This window comes from Planctobacterium sp. AWM4_229 (assembly GCF_056160305.1).
In genome coordinates this window covers 13,164-28,110 of record NZ_JBSWWX010000003.1, presented here as the reverse complement: position 1 = coordinate 28,110, position 14,947 = coordinate 13,164, and the positions used below count along the sequence as shown (strand labels likewise).

The window sequence follows — 14,947 nt, the reverse complement described above, 5'->3', positions numbered from 1 at the left end:
ACAGTTGCTAAACGATACATTGAGCAAGGCACGCAAACGTGCCTTGCTCGTCATCTAGATGACAGCAGCGAGCTCTGCTCCCTGACGAATAGCGCGCTTGGCATCAAGTTCTGCGGCAACATCTGCACCACCAATAATATGCACGGTAGCGTCAGACAGCTGGGCTAACTCTTCATGGAAAGCTTTGTATGGCTCTTGTCCCGCACAGACAATTACTGTATCAACCGCCAAAAGCATTGGCTTTTCGTCGATAGTTATGTGCAACCCGGTGTCATCTATTCGGTCATAAGTCACACCGGGCATCATCTTAACGCCTTTTTGTTGTAGTGACGTTCGATGGATCCAGCCTGTGGTTTTGCCCAGCCCCTTACCTACTTTCGAGGTTTTGCGTTGCAACAAATAAATTTCCTTCTCACATGGGGGATGCTCGGGTTCAGTGAGTGCCCCACGTTCCTTGTAGTCCTTATCTATGCCCCAATTTTTCAGCCATTTTTCCGGATCAACGGTAAGCGAGTGCTCCTCAGCAATAAACTCGGCAACATCAAAACCGATACCGCCAGCCCCAATGATAGCCACTTTTTGCCCGACGGGTTTATTGTCGCGTAACACATCCAGATAGGTCATGACTTTCTCATGCTCAATTCCCTCGATGGCCAGCTGCCTGGGTCGAATTCCCGTGGCCAACACCACTTCATTGAAACCGCCTTTGGCAATGCTTTCGGCTGTTTGAGGACTATTAAGGTGCACATGCACCCCGGCATCTTTTAAACGATTATCGAAATAACGCAATGTCTCATAAAACTCTTCTTTGCCAGGAATGCGTTTTGCGTAGTTGAACTGCCCACCAATAATGCTCGCCTGATCAAACAGATGTACTTCGTGACCACGCTCTGCTGCATAGCAGGAAAATGCCAAACCAGCTGGACCGGCACCTACAACAGCAATCTTTTTCTTGTGATTGGTTAACGGGAAATTGAGCTCTGTTTCATATCCCGCGCGCGGATTTACCAGACACGAGGCTCTTTTGCGTTGAAAAACATGGTCCAGACAGGCCTGATTACAGGCAATACAGGTGTTTATGCGATCCGCCTTGCCCTCTTGTGCCTTTTTCACAAAATCGGAATCAGCTAAAAATGGACGCGCCATGGACACCATGTCTGCCTGACCGCTGGCCAGAATCTCTTCCGCCACTTCAGGGGTATTAATGCGGTTAGTGGTGATCAAGGGAATAGAGACTTCCCCTTTCAGACGTTCTGTAACCCAGGTAAACGCGGCTCTTGGCACGGACGTGGAAATTGTCGGTACACGCGCTTCATGCCAACCTATGCCAGTATTGATAATAGTAGCACCCGCTTCCTCTATCATTTTGGCTAAGGCCACCACTTCCTGCCAATTACTGCCGCCTTCCACCAAATCTAACATAGACAATCTGAAAATAATGATAAAGTCAGTGCCCACATGCTCACGCACGGATTTAACTGTCTCCACTGCGAAGCGTGCGCGATTCTCGAAAGAACCACCCCATTCATCATCTCTGTGATTGGTTCTGGGACACAGAAACTGATTTATCAGATACCCTTCAGAGCCCATGACCTCTACCCCATCATAGCCCGCATGTTTAGCCATCAAGGCGCTTTTGCCATAATCTTTAATGGTTTGTCTAACACCGCGTGCGGACAACGCTTTAGGCTTAAACTGGTTAATAGGCGCTTTCAGCGCTGAGGGCGCCACGGCAAAAGGATGATAAGCGTAACGTCCGGTATGGAGTATTTGCATGCATATTTTACCGCCCTGCTCATGCACCGCTTGGGTAATTTGCTGGTGCTTTTTAGCGTGACTCTTTTTGGTCATGCGAGCGGCAAAGGGCATAACCCACCCTTGATAATTAGGTGCGATACCGCCAGTCACAATCAAGCCAACACCGCCCGCGGCTCTCTCTGCGTAAAAAGCTGCCATTTTTTCATGGCCGCCTTTCTCTTCTTCGAGGCCAATGTGCATTGAGCCCATTAAAGTACGATTTTTTAATGTCGTGAACCCCAGATCAAGCGGTTCAAATAAGTGAGGGTAATGAGGATTTTTATTCATAACTAACTGGTCTTACCTGTTTTTATTCTCAGTGTAACGATTTTGCTTCTGTACACAACATAAAAAATTACATTTCTGGCTGTGTTATTGGCCTGAGTTTAGGTACGATTATAGACAGTTGTTAGAATATGAGAGAATTATGTCTGCAGATAAGAGTTGGACAAAATCGTTTTTCAAAGGGATTTGGTCGCTATTAAATTTTCTACGCAATTTGGTGTTTAACCTTGTTTTCATCGGGATCGTGGTATTTATCATTGCCGCAATAATGTCCCAAGATGACAAGATCAGCGTACCAAAGAACTCCGCGTTTGTTTTAAACCTGTATGGTGATGTGGTCATTCAAAAACAAAGCGTGGATCCATTCGACGAGTTTATGCGTGAAGCTTTCGACCAGCGGGATGACAATCCCGAAGTGTTGTTGCAAGACGTCTTGCTGACCATCGAAAATGCCAGAGAAGACAGCCGTATTAGTGCCATGGTACTGGATCTTCATGGTCTTGGTAGCGCAGGGATGGATAAGCTCAAACAAATCGCTTTGGCTATTGAAGATTTTAAAGGTTCAGGTAAACCTGTTTATGCTGTTGGCGATTACTATTCACAGGGCCAATATTACCTGGCCAGCCACGCAGATCACGTATATCTCAACCCCATGGGCTTCATGTTTCTGGATGGCTTCGGACGCTATCAGACCTATTTCAAGTCAGCGTTAGAAAAGCTTAAAGCAAAAACTCACGTGTTCAGAGTGGGCACCTTCAAGTCAGCGGTTGAACCCGTGCTACGTGATGACATGTCAGAAGAAGCAAAAGAAGCGAATCAGGCGTGGTTAACAAGCCTTTGGGATCAGTATAAAGCCGATGTGGCCGAGGCCAGAGGTTTTAGTGTTGAAAACTTCGATGAGCGCATCGACGCCTTTATGGAAAAGTTTGAACAGGCAAATGGTAACTTTGCTCAGTACGCTTTAGACAATAATTGGGTTGATGCACTTAAAACTCGCGAAGAAGTACTACTGGAAATTACTCAAGTTGCTGATAAAGATGCATCGAAAAGAGGCTATAACAACATCAGTTTTGGTGACTATCTGCAACTGGTTAAACCCAATCCGATGCTGATGAATAACGGTACCGACAAAGTGGGTATCGTGGTGGCCAAAGGCACAATCTTAGACGGCTCACAAAAAGCAGGTACCATTGGTGGAGACAGCACCGCTAGATTGCTGCGTAAAGCCAGGGAAGATGACAACATCAAAGCAGTGGTATTACAGGTAGATTCTCCGGGAGGTAGTGCGTTTGCTTCTGAGATCATCCGCCAAGAAGTCAAATTACTGCAAGAGGCTGGTAAACCTGTAGTAGCATCGATGAGTTCAATGGCGGCATCTGGTGGCTATTGGATATCCGCCAATGCCGACGAAATCTGGGCGGCTCCTTCCACTATTACAGGTTCAATTGGTATCTTCGGCATGTTTATGACCTATGAGGACACCCTTGCTTGGCTTGGTATCAATAGTGATGGGGTTGGCACCACGGAATTCACTGGTGCTTTTTCCGCAGCCAGAACCCTCAACCCTCAAATCGGAAATATTTTCCAGCGCAGTATTGAACATGGCTATGATCAGTTTATTACGCTGGTCGCTGACGCCCGAAACATGACACCTGAGCGGGTGGATGAAGTGGCACAAGGCAGAGTCTGGATAGGTGAAACTGCACAGCAGCTCGGTCTGGTAGATAAACTGGGTTACCTGAACGATGCCGTAAAAGCTGCGGCAGCGCTTGCAGAAATGGACAGCTACGACACTCAATACGTTGAGCGAACACTTTCACCTGAAGAACTTTTCTGGAAGGAATTCTTCGGTGGCGCTTCCTCTATTATCGGTAAAGCCATCCAGGTAGACAGCGATCACCGATTGATGCAGATGGTGCAAGAACTGGTTGCCGATTACGAAGATATCGCCAAGTTGAACGATCCTCGTGGTATTTATGCATTGTGCATGATGTGTGATTTTTAAGTCTAAAAAAGGACAAAAGGCACTCACAATCAAGCAAAAAGAAAAAAATACGCTAATGCTGTAAAAAATGTTTAATAAATACACCAACTGGTGATAATATAGACAGCGTTAACGTATTATCAATTCTCTTTCACCGGGCAGTGACGCCCGGTTTTTTATGTCTGTATCCCGCGAAATATAACTTCTGAGCCCGCATAAATCTTTTTTTTCCCCCTCTTTAAATGTCATACTGTGCACAAATTCACAAGGCCATAAAACCGCACAAAAATGCAAAAGAAGAAAATATATGTCGCCTACACAGGCGGTACGATTGGCATGCGCCCATCAGATAAGGGATATGTTCCAGTCAAAGGCTTTTTAGCCGCAACTGTGGAGAAAATGCCAGAATTCTATCGACCAGAAATGCCCGAATTCGTCATTCACGAATACGATTCCCTCATCGACTCATCTGATATGGATCCCTCTCATTGGATGCAGATTGCCAAAGATATTGAGGCAAATTACCAACAGTTTGATGGTTTCATTATCCTGCACGGCACTGACACTATGGCTTTTACGGCTTCAGCTCTGTCTTTTATGATGGATGAGCTGGACAAGCCCGTTATTGTTACAGGCTCACAGATCCCATTGGCAGAGTTGCGCTCAGACGGACAAACCAATCTGTTGAATGCCCTGTATATAGCCGCTAACTACCCCATTCCAGAAGTCTCACTGTTCTTCAACAATAAACTATTGCGGGGTAATCGCAGCCGTAAAACCGATGCCGATGGCTTTGATGCATTTACCTCGCCTAACTATCCTGTATTGTTGCAAGCGGGAATAAATATTGAGCTGGTCGCAGGCAGTGTGTCTTTGCCAAAAGGCAATTGTTTAAAAATAAACGAAGTTGCACCGCAGCCAGTAGGCGTAATTACCCTCTATCCAGGCATTAGTGACAAGGTCATCAGAAATACGCTGATGCAGCCGGTAAAAGCACTGATATTGTTGAGCTATGGAGTTGGCAATGCTCCTCAAAGCGAAGGCATTTTAAACGAACTGAGAAACGCCTGTGAGCAACAGATTATGGTGGTTAATTGCACCCAATGCATGCATGGCAAAGTGAACATGGAAGGTTACGCAACAGGGAAATCATTACAGCAAGTGGGTGTCGTTTCTGGAATGGATATGACACCGGAGGCTGCATTAGCAAAATTACACTATCTACTGAGTCAGGGGCTGGATTTTGATATTGCTCGAAAAGTTATGAGTAGCGATATCAAAGGTGAGTTAAGTCAATAGTTTATTGCCCGGTATTCACTGCAGATGCATCCCGGGCAACTATCTTGTTAGAGCCTGGCTAATTTAAAAATAAAGCCTTAATACGCTCTAATAAAACCTCGTCAGCTTTACTAAGACTTCCGAGAGTGATCCAGCTGCGCAGGATCTCATCCGGATCGAGATTTACACCATCCTGGAGCTTCAGAGTCATCAATTGCAACTGCATTTGCTTGCGCTGCTCAGCGTCCTCAGAAGGTGAGTTTTTATCCAACAACAACTCCAATAAAAGGGTCAGCTGATGGCGGTCAAAATGCCCTAAATCGTGCTCTGTTACGTTCGCAGTATGAAACGCCTGACGCCAATAATTAGGTAGTTCAGCAGCTACGTCGGGAGCGTTTGAGTGTTGCCATTGTTGCATTACATCAAACACCGCCTGATATTGCTCATGGCGCTGAGTATCACCGAGATACAACAACTTCTCTTCCAGTTTTGCTTTTAATTGTTGCGCAAATTGGAAAGCATCTGCGTTAAGCTTACGTGGCAAGGCTTGCAGCTCTTGTAAAGCCGGACTCAGTTGCAGTTCAATGAATTCAGTGATTTCTGACTTTTTAGCGCTATCTAAAATCGCGCCTGCGGTTGCTTTCAATTGCTCGTGTAAATCTGCTATCCGCTGGGTCGCAGCATCATTTTCTGCGTTGATTGCGGTTTCTCTTTTAGCGAAAATCTTGTCATTGATGCTGCGGAAATCAGCCCACAATTTATTCTCCAGTCGCTGCCCGGCAAATTCAATTTTCTTCCACTGCTCCTGAAGCTTTTTGGCGCTATTAGTAGCCTCTTTCCAGTCCTCAACCTGCAATAGAGCCTCGGCCTTTTGCAACAGACCTTGTTTAACTTCCGCGTTATCCTGGTAGAATTGGTTTACTCGCTGTTTTATTGGCTCAACGGTTTGCTTGTACTCTTGGTTTAAAGAATCTAGCTCTTTGTAATCTACCGCCCCAATGCTTTTCCAGTCAGCCTGAAATTCTCTCAGAGTTTTACTTAACTCCGGGACATTTTCTTGAGGTGCATCTGCTAACGCCTGTAGCAACGCTTTTTTGGCATTGAGGTTTTGCAAACGTTCTTGTTCCTGAGCGGCATAAAATTCACGACAAGGCTTAAAAGCTTCCTCACAAGCCAGATCAAAGGCTTTGTTCAGCAATTCATCGGTTTCAGTATCAACAACCCCGAGAGAATTCCATTCTTTACGCAGCGCTTTCACTCGCTCAGCCTGGTCTTCAGGCTCAATTGGGTTTAGTACCAGTTGCTCAATTTCTTTCAACAGTTCAGGCTTTTTAGGGGTCGCAACATAAGCCTGCCAATCCTTCAGGTTTTCGATTTGCTCTTTAACCTTTTCAAACTGGCGCGACATTTTCGCTTGTTGATTTTCAGGTAATAGTAAAAACTCAGCTTTTACTTGCTCATAGTGGCGCAGCGCCTGTTTAAACCTTCCCTGCTCTATTGTGCGGCTAATGCCATTGAGTCGTCCGCGTATACGCGACACCTTGTCATGCAGCGTATTACGCAACTCTTTAATGGCTTTACGCCATTGAGAAGCGCTTTCCTTCCAACGATTTTGCAACGCTTTGGGCCAGATAGAAGGGTAAGCGGAAGATAAATCCTTCCAGCGGGAAGCTGTTTCATCCAGGTGAGCCTGAGCAGCGTCGATTTGACTGATGTCATTGGGTGTATTGAGCTTCTGAAATTGGGTTAACAGCTCCTCGGCCTGTACTAACGCCTGTTGCAAAGCAGGCAAGGCATCCAGACTGGTGCGACTGCTCAATAGTTGATTGATCAGCTTTTCAATACCGCGGCGTTCAGCATCACTTAAATTAGCCGCCAGCATCTTATCAAGGTCTTGTTCTGCCAGACTGATTTTCTCGTTGAAAGACTCAAGCTCACCGAGAGTAATCTGTGCAGCATGACCACTTAATGCCTGCTCTACCACGGAAAGGACTTGCTCACAACGCTCTGTTGCTTCTTTCAACGCGGCACTGGTGCGAGCCAGCGCCTGCTCTTCGTCCCATTCACCTTGCAGACGTTGCGCTTTGTTTTCGAGCTTTTGTTCAATATCAGCGTATTTTTGAATAAACGACTCTGCTAACTCTGGATCGAGTATTTCAAAATCCCCTTTTAGCACTGCAAATTTTTGCTGTAGTTCCTCACGCGTCCGAGCAAACTTTTCGTATTCTTGCTCTTCTGTCAGAGCCAACAATTTTGACAACACCAAGGTACTGTCTTTTTCTAATTGTTTTGGTTTTTCTCTTTCTGCTTGTATTGCCTCAATCCGCTGTTGCGCCTGTTTGGTCAACGCTTCGTCTTTTGACTTTTTAGCGATCCTCAACAGCTCACTTTCATCCTTAACGTCCTCAAACAGCGATTGTTGCAGCGCTTTATTAGCGGTATTAAGCATTGTTCTTAGGGTCAATTGCGGCTTGTTCAGTCGCTTGATTACAGCTAAATACAAAGCCGTATCAGATTCGTCAATGGCCTGCTTTTGCAATAGCACTTCAAGGAGAGAATTATTTTTGCACTCTTTAATAAACGCTGTTCTGGCCTGCGGTGAAATCGCCACGTCGTTGCTGCCCAACAAAGCCCCTTCAACTTTCCTTCGCGCGTGTTTGGCAATGCGTTCATCTTTGGCAATTTCCATCATCTTCCACCAAAGATCAAAATTGTTGAGTTTGTTTAGGGCAGCAACACTCACTCGGCTATCGCTGTCATTGAAGGCCAACTCGTGTAGTACCGACTTGTGTTGCGATTCTTCAGCACTTAGCGTATCTATGGCCTGAATGCGAATGAGTGGGTCTTTGTGCTTGTATTTAGGTTGGAAAAGTTTACTAAAAATCATCTTGGCTGAACCGGGCAATATCTTGCTGAGGATTGAATTGTTCTTTTAATTCACGTTTCGATAAATGCACGATTTCACCGTGCTCATTAACTGTCATGTGCTCTTTACTGGCCAGTATTCTGGACTGGTACATAATAATGGCTTGCATGCAGGTTTCTTTCTGCTGCACGCTCAAGGGCTCACCGTCGAGCCACTTACCTGTCTCTACTGACTGACGAAGTCGCTCATAAATTTCAGGCGTCATTGCCTGTAAGAGGCTCTCTGGTGTCATCTATTTATTTACTCTAACGGTTGGCGCGCTTGGCTATCACCATACGAATACGATTGATGATATACCAGAAAAAACCAACACTCGAAATTGACATGGCGATGTACCATTCTGTTTCAGAAGGGTCAATCCCCCCCCAATACATGTAGGCAAAACCGGCAACAAAAAGGATAACCGCTGCCGCGGCCTGGGTATTAATTGATTGAATTTTTAAATACTGCTTGTGACGCAATTTGCGTTCTGTGTCATCTTCAGACATACCACTTTTAGAAAAGCCGCAGTGAGGGCAAGACTGTGCACGACTGGATATCTTTTTGTTGCATGACATGCAATTCACAATAGACATTAACTAACACTACTCCAAATTGATTTGCTTAAGTTTATCAAAAACGGGGATATAAAAAGGCGCGGTCGGTGCCGCGCTTTGAATCATTTTGATTGCTGTTCTTTTTCAAAGTCCTGCCAATATTTATCAACAGTTTCGCGCATCTCTTTACGCAACATCAAAATACCAAACAGGTTAGGCAAGGTCATCACGACAATAGCCACGTAGGACAGATACCAAATCAGCGTGGTATCTGAGAAGGAAGCCCAGAAGAATCCCGCTACGTAAAATACTCGATATGGCATGATAGAGCGCGGCCCTAAGAGATAGGTCATCGCCCTGTCACCGTAATAAGACCAGGAAATTGCAGTAGAGAAGGCAAAGAGCAATAAGCCAATAGACACAATGTACTGACCAGACTCCCCAAAAAAGCCGCGTGTAAAGGCTTTTGTGGTCAGGGTTGCCGAGTGGATCAAGGATTTACCGGTTACCACAATATTTTCTTTCACAAACTTACCATCTACCACTTCCAATGTGCCTGTGAAGGGGTCGTCATTGCTACTTAACGTAAAGCGGACATCTTCGGCAATAGAGCGCGCGTTTATGATGGTAAAGTCTTTACCTAACGCTTTGCCTGACACCACTTCAATCTTACCAGTGTATGATTCAACAGAATGTTCACCGTCTTGATTTAGATACTTGTACAATTCGAGTTTATTAGACTCGTTATTCTGCTCGTATTGCCCCGACAAAATCACCATATCAGTACGGTCAAACTGGTTCTCAAACTTCTCGTTCCAGACACCCGAAGACAAAATTACCAAACCGGTTAATGTACATATAATGATGGTATCGATGAAAGGTTCCAAAATGGAAACCATACCTTCGGATACAGGCTCGTGCGCTTTAGCAGAAGCGTGAGCAATGGGAGCCGAACCTTGACCTGCTTCGTTGGAGAACAAACCTCTGTTCACACCACGGTTAAAGGCGTAAGCGAAACTCGCCCCCAAGAACCCCCCCACTGCAGCAGAGCCCGTGAAGGCATATTCGAAAATAGAGACAAATGAAGGACCGATGTTTTCGATGTTGTAAAAAATTACGGCTAAAGCACCCACAATATAAAGGCCAGCCATGAAGGGCACGATCTTTGAAGTTACAGCGGCGATACGTTTAATTCCGCCCAAGATAACCAGCGCCAGCAACACTGCCAATACAGCACCCGTTAAAATAGGCTCAATACCAAAGGTAGCTTCCATACTGGTGGAGATACCATTGATCTGAGGCAAAGAACCCGTGCCAAAGGAGCTGATTACCGTAGCAATGGCAAACCCCACCGCCAGCCACTTCATGTTCAGACGACGGTCCATAAAGTACATTGGACCACCCGCCATGGTGCCATCTTCAGTTTTGACGCGATACTTGTGGGATAAAGTGACCTCAACAAATTTAGTGGTCATACCCAAAAATGCGGTTACCCACATCCACAATAGTGCCGCAGGCCCCCCAAGGAAAATGGCCAGGGCAACACCACTGATATTACCGGTGCCTACTGTACCTGATAAGGCAGTGGTCAACGCCTGAAAGTGAGAGGTATCCCCCTCATCTCCTTTTCGATCATACTTACCTGAAACGACTTTAATGGCATGTTTAAAGTAACGTATCTGAGGAAACTTGAGATAGAGGGTAAAAAACAAACCCGTTCCTAGTAATACATACGGGAACCAGAATGAACTCCCGAGATAGCTGTCCAGCAGCAGTAAAAAATTTCCAAATGCTTCCAAAGGTTTGCCCTCTTACTTATTGTTCCGTTTTTATAGTTATGTAATTAGATTTATCTTAATTGTTGTTTGATATTGAAAATCGCCGTTAACATGTCTTCGCCAAAACGCTTACTGCGTTCCGGGCTCCAGCCATATAGCGGATCGGGCAATTTATCATTGTCTTTAAATGGCATTTCAACAGTCAATGCCAGGCAATCGAAGTAACTGCCCACAGCATTGGATGCGACTGTCATGTTGGCTTCACCCGGTGCATCTTTGGGATAGCCCTGCTCCACCTGAAACTCTGGCGTTACCGCCAGCAAAGTTTCGCTAAACTTCGCCTCCAGTTGTTCCATACGTTCGTCAAATCCGGGGTTGCCTTCACAGCCTGCGATGAAGTTATAGGGAATTGCTTCATCTCCGTGAATATCAAGGTAAAGATCGACACCCGTTTCGCGCATTTTATTAAGCACATAAAACACTTCTGGCTCATTGTCTTCCTGTGGGTCGTGCCAAACGCGGTTTAGATTAACACCATTGGCATTGGTGCGCAGATGTCCTCGCGCAGAACCATCCGGGTTCATATTGGGGATAACGTAAAATACGCAGCGCTCTAACAGTGCCTGACACATTGCGTCGTCCTCGTTGAGCAGTCGCTCTAACATACCTTCCACAAACCATTCGGCCATGGTTTCGCCGGGGTGCTGTCTCGCAGTTATCCAGACTTTGAGTTTTCCTTCATCTTCCTCACCAATGGTCAGCATTGTCATATCGCGACCATCCAGGGTATGGCCTAAAAAAGCCGCACTGCAACTGGATTGCGCTTGTGCCCAGGCGACCAAATCCAGGTGTCGGTCGTAGCTGTAAGGAGCAAAGTAGGCAAACCAGGTGAATTGATTTTCGGGAGTAAACTCAATGGTAAGGGTGCCTTCATCAAATTCGGAATCCACTCGAAACCAGGTTTCTCTATCGTAGGAAGCCACCGCTTGATAACCATCCCAAGCATCAGGGTAAGCAGAGTCTTTTAACCCGGTAAGTTTAAGTGTGTGGGCCTGAAACGGCATGGTTTCCAGACAAAAATGAAACCACTGGGCGAATTCAGAATTATTGTCTTTGTTCAACTGAAGTTCGATATCATCAGGTGCATTTTGTCGAATCACCTTGATGTTGCCACTGTCAAAGTTGGCACTAATTCTCATTATAATTATTCCCGGAATTTAAACGCGGAATAATCTAGCACAAAAGCCCCTGCAAGCCCAAGTAAAACCGGGCTATAACTGCAGCACAAAAGTTTATATCCGGGATAACCAATCATTTAGCTTAATACCAATGGAGGTATTAAGCCCGATGCTCTTAGCCACAATACTGCCCTGCTCATCTAGCAGGTAATAACTAGGATAGCCTTGTATCTGGAATTCTTTACTGAGTTGCCGATTACCCAACATTACAGGAGCCGTAACCTGGTGGTTTTGGACAAACACAGTCACAGCCTCTATTGAATCAAAATCCATCGCTACCGTAACCACTCGTAACTTGTCATTTTCGACATTTTGCAAACTACCGATACTCAGAGCACAAACCCGGCACCAGGGTGCCCAGAAATACACAAGGGTTCGTTGGCCGGGGTCAAACAGAGACTGCGTATCACCTTCAAGGGTGACGAGTGTCATGGGGGTTGCCATTTCACTGCCATCAGAGGGCAACATTTCTCGCGACTGCCAACGCGAGATGCCATAGATGACAAGTAGAAAGACCAGCGCTTCCAGCGCCCAACGTAAAGGTTTGCTTAATTTCATCCAGGTAAAGTACCAAATCTAGAATGATAAATAACAAAAAACCCGGCAAGCCGGGTTTTTATTTCAAGCACTGTAAATTTGCTCTGTGATTACCAGTTAGGTACGTTCTCGAAAGACAAACCTGCCATTTTTTGTGCAACACGCACTACCTGGCAAGTGTAACCAAACTCGTTGTCATACCAAACGTACAAGGTTACGCGATCATCAGAAGTAATCGTCGCTTGTGAATCGACAACAGATGCAGCGCGCGAACCCACTAAATCCGTGGATACGATTTCAGTGGACGCTGTGTAGTCAATTTGATCTTGCAGATCAGAGCGCAAAGCCGCTTCTTTCAGATACTCATTGATTTCTTCTTTGCTGGTTGGTTTTTCCAGATTCAAATTCAAAATCGCCAATGAAACGTTGGGAGTTGGCACACGAATAGCGTTACCCGTTAGTTTCCCTGCCAGTTTAGGATAGGCTTTAGATACGGCTTTGGCTGCGCCAGTCTCGGTGATAACCATGTTCAAAGAAGCACTGCGACCACGGCGATCCGCTTTGTGGAAGTTATCAATCAAGTTCTGGTCATTAGTGTAAGAATGCACAGTTTCCACATGACCATTGCGAATTCCGTATTTTTCGTCCAACGCTTTAAGTACCGGAGTAATCGCATTGGTAGTGCATGAAGCGGCAGACATGATTTGATCAGCGGCTTCGATATCGTCGTGGTTTACCCCGTAAACAATGTTTTTAATATCACCTTTACCCGGAGCAGTAAGCAGTACTTTAGCAACCCCTTTAGATTCCAAATGCTTAGACAAACCGTCTCTGTCACGCCAAACACCGGTATTATCTACCACTAATGCGTTTTTGATACCGTATTGCTCATAATCTACTTCTTCCGGGCTATTGGCATAGATCACCTGGATAAATGAACCGTTGGCTTTAAGCGCATTGCGCTCGTGATCAACGGTAATGCTGCCATTGAATGGGCCGTGCACAGAATCACGACGCAATAAGCTGGCACGCTTTTCGAGGTCGCCGTCTTTACCGCCGCGCACAACAATAGCACGCAAACGCAACTTATTATTCTTACCTTGTCTTTCGATTAGCAATCTGGCCATGATGCGACCGATTCGACCGAAACCGTAGAGCACTACGTCTTGCGGTGCGTGATTGTCTACGCAACCGGCAACACCTTCCAACTCGCGAGTCAGATAGTCTTTCATTTCAAGACCAGCCGCTCTTTCCTCGTGGAAGAAACCATAAGCAAGCTTGCCAATGTCAATCTTTGCCGGCGCCAACGTCATTTCTGACAAAGCTTCCAGTACAGCAAAACTGTATCTGACTTTTAATTTTTCTTCTTTGTGTAAACGAACGCTGCGATGCGCCTTAATTATGTCTATGACACTGGCGCCCATCAGCGGCTTTCCGAAAACGGTTATTTCAACAGCAAAATCACGATACAACTTGCCCATTAAAGGCAACATTTGTTCCGCGTATTCCTGACGTTCCTGCCAACTATCTAATAACGCCTGCTCTAACTGTTGATTCATTTTAGTCATTTACCTCGTGGTCATGAAAAAATCGCTATAACCGATTTCTTCCGGTTTAACATTGCTTATAACTTGAAGGGCGGCTATTTTATGGGAAGGTATGCTTTGCACAAAATTGTGTTAAATTTTCAGGAATAAGGGTTCAGAACGGAAATTGCTGGTTTTTGTTGGTAATTTTCCACCAAAGGTATCATCTTCAATGCGTTTATTTTTCTTAGTTTCAACGGTTTTGTTCCTCTCTGGTTGTGGCGACATGTTTTTTGGCGAGAAAACCATATCGCAAATATGCCGTGACTACCCGCAAATGTGTAACGACCTCAATTCTGATGCCCACTGTCGCCAGGAAAAGGCGGAAATTATCCGTTCACGCTATGCCAACCTACAGCAACCCTCCGATCAGCTTAAGTACAAGCTGCTGCTCCAGTTTGAAGATTACAAAGTCTGTATTAGTAAGGCGGCGCAAATTGAGCACATAAAACAAAAAGAAAAGAAAACCGACAGAATGAAAGGCGTGATCACCGCGCGCCGCCAGTTAGCTCAGTTGGCGAGAGACACTGAAGAGTCAAAAGATCCCTACCTGCTGCACTACCATTGGTCCAGATTTGGCCGCGAGGAGTCACTACTGGACTTTCTGGCACTGGAGGCAACGGGAGCACTGGAGAAACCCGACTTACAAGTTAAATTAGCTGAGTACTATGTAAAAAGGGATCTGGACCGCACCGTAAATTTACTGTATCACGCCTTGGAACTTTACGAATCTGGTGACACGGTTGACCCGGAAATTTTCTATAGTTTATCGACGATTTTTCTGAAACAAGAGCGCTTCCCTCGCGCTTATGTTTGGGCGTACATCGCTAAAAGGTATGACGTTACAGAGCTGGATTTGGCTCAAATTGAAGCACTGGTGAGACAAGTTGGTAAAAACCCAGGCAAGCTTGAAGACATTGCCGATGACTATATCAGCGACATTCGTTCCGGGAAATTTGTTGCGCCAGAGCACAAACCATTCGTTTACTAAACTTTCGTTAG

11 protein-coding genes are annotated in these 14,947 nt (G+C 45.5%); 3 read left to right on the top strand and 8 right to left on the bottom strand.

Annotation, left to right across the window (positions count from 1 at the left end; all coding sequences use genetic code 11):
• Window positions 1–54: 54 nt before the first annotated feature.
• Window positions 55–2,085 carry an oxidoreductase gene (locus ACXAGP_RS06385; RefSeq protein ID WP_475260280.1) on the bottom strand — a complete coding sequence of 677 codons (2,031 nt, stop codon included), beginning with the start codon at window positions 2,083–2,085 and terminating at the stop codon, window positions 55–57.
• A 139-nt stretch (window positions 2,086–2,224) separates the two neighbouring features.
• Between ACXAGP_RS06385 and sppA the strand changes: the two genes are divergently transcribed.
• Together sppA and ansA are read left to right on the top strand one after the other, a co-directional pair.
• Window positions 2,225–4,087 carry a signal peptide peptidase SppA gene (gene sppA, locus ACXAGP_RS06380; RefSeq protein ID WP_475260279.1) on the top strand — a complete coding sequence of 621 codons (1,863 nt, stop codon included), beginning with the start codon at window positions 2,225–2,227 and terminating at the stop codon, window positions 4,085–4,087.
• A gap of 267 nt (window positions 4,088–4,354) precedes the next feature.
• Entirely contained in the window at window positions 4,355–5,365 is a 1,011-nt protein-coding gene (gene ansA / locus ACXAGP_RS06375) for an asparaginase (protein WP_475260278.1), read from the top strand.
• 58 nt (window positions 5,366–5,423) lie between these two features.
• Here the strand turns inward: ansA and ACXAGP_RS06370 are convergent, their stop codons facing one another.
• The 7 genes from ACXAGP_RS06370 to ACXAGP_RS06340 all read right to left on the bottom strand — a co-directional run bounded on the left by ACXAGP_RS06370 (window position 5,424) and on the right by ACXAGP_RS06340 (window position 13,918).
• Complete coding sequence (locus tag ACXAGP_RS06370) at window positions 5,424–8,231, bottom strand: DUF349 domain-containing protein (protein WP_475260277.1); 2,808 nt, start codon at window positions 8,229–8,231, stop codon at window positions 5,424–5,426.
• Complete coding sequence (locus ACXAGP_RS06365; protein WP_475260276.1) at window positions 8,221–8,502, bottom strand: YeaC family protein; 282 nt, start codon at window positions 8,500–8,502, stop codon at window positions 8,221–8,223. The genes ACXAGP_RS06370 and ACXAGP_RS06365 overlap by 11 nt, the downstream gene beginning before the upstream one ends.
• A gap of 13 nt (window positions 8,503–8,515) precedes the next feature.
• Complete coding sequence (locus tag ACXAGP_RS06360) at window positions 8,516–8,845, bottom strand: hypothetical protein (RefSeq protein WP_475260275.1); 330 nt, start codon at window positions 8,843–8,845, stop codon at window positions 8,516–8,518.
• An 83-nt stretch (window positions 8,846–8,928) separates the two neighbouring features.
• Window positions 8,929–10,605: an alanine/glycine:cation symporter family protein gene (locus ACXAGP_RS06355; protein ID WP_475260274.1), complete on the bottom strand. Its 1,677-nt coding sequence runs from the start codon at window positions 10,603–10,605 to the stop codon at window positions 8,929–8,931.
• 50 nt (window positions 10,606–10,655) lie between these two features.
• The gene (locus ACXAGP_RS06350; RefSeq protein WP_475260273.1) at window positions 10,656–11,783 is read right to left on the bottom strand and encodes a M14 family metallopeptidase; all 1,128 of its coding nucleotides are present in this window, start codon (window positions 11,781–11,783) and stop codon (window positions 10,656–10,658) included.
• 93 nt (window positions 11,784–11,876) lie between these two features.
• Window positions 11,877–12,380, bottom strand: a complete 504-nt coding sequence (locus ACXAGP_RS06345; RefSeq protein WP_475260271.1) for a TlpA disulfide reductase family protein — start codon at window positions 12,378–12,380, stop codon at window positions 11,877–11,879.
• Window positions 12,381–12,469: 89 nt separating this feature from the next.
• Window positions 12,470–13,918 carry a glyceraldehyde-3-phosphate dehydrogenase gene (locus ACXAGP_RS06340; protein WP_475260940.1) on the bottom strand — a complete coding sequence of 483 codons (1,449 nt, stop codon included), beginning with the start codon at window positions 13,916–13,918 and terminating at the stop codon, window positions 12,470–12,472.
• A gap of 199 nt (window positions 13,919–14,117) precedes the next feature.
• Between ACXAGP_RS06340 and ACXAGP_RS06335 the strand changes: the two genes are divergently transcribed.
• Entirely contained in the window at window positions 14,118–14,936 is an 819-nt protein-coding gene (locus ACXAGP_RS06335) for a DUF2989 domain-containing protein (protein ID WP_475260269.1), read from the top strand.
• Window positions 14,937–14,947 lie beyond the last annotated feature (11 nt).

Coding starts and splice junctions, on each gene's coding strand:
- ACXAGP_RS06385 (WP_475260280.1), bottom strand. CDS start 2,085: ATGAATAAAAATCCTCATTACCCTCACTTATTTGAACCGCTTGATCTG.
- sppA (WP_475260279.1), top strand. CDS start 2,225: ATGTCTGCAGATAAGAGTTGGACAAAATCGTTTTTCAAAGGGATTTGG.
- ansA (WP_475260278.1), top strand. CDS start 4,355: ATGCAAAAGAAGAAAATATATGTCGCCTACACAGGCGGTACGATTGGC.
- ACXAGP_RS06370 (WP_475260277.1), bottom strand. CDS start 8,231: ATGATTTTTAGTAAACTTTTCCAACCTAAATACAAGCACAAAGACCCA.
- ACXAGP_RS06365 (WP_475260276.1), bottom strand. CDS start 8,502: ATGACACCAGAGAGCCTCTTACAGGCAATGACGCCTGAAATTTATGAG.
- ACXAGP_RS06360 (WP_475260275.1), bottom strand. CDS start 8,845: ATGTCTATTGTGAATTGCATGTCATGCAACAAAAAGATATCCAGTCGT.
- ACXAGP_RS06350 (WP_475260273.1), bottom strand. CDS start 11,783: ATGAGAATTAGTGCCAACTTTGACAGTGGCAACATCAAGGTGATTCGA.
- ACXAGP_RS06345 (WP_475260271.1), bottom strand. CDS start 12,380: ATGAAATTAAGCAAACCTTTACGTTGGGCGCTGGAAGCGCTGGTCTTT.
- ACXAGP_RS06340 (WP_475260940.1), bottom strand. CDS start 13,918: ATGAATCAACAGTTAGAGCAGGCGTTATTAGATAGTTGGCAGGAACGT.
- ACXAGP_RS06335 (WP_475260269.1), top strand. CDS start 14,118: ATGCGTTTATTTTTCTTAGTTTCAACGGTTTTGTTCCTCTCTGGTTGT.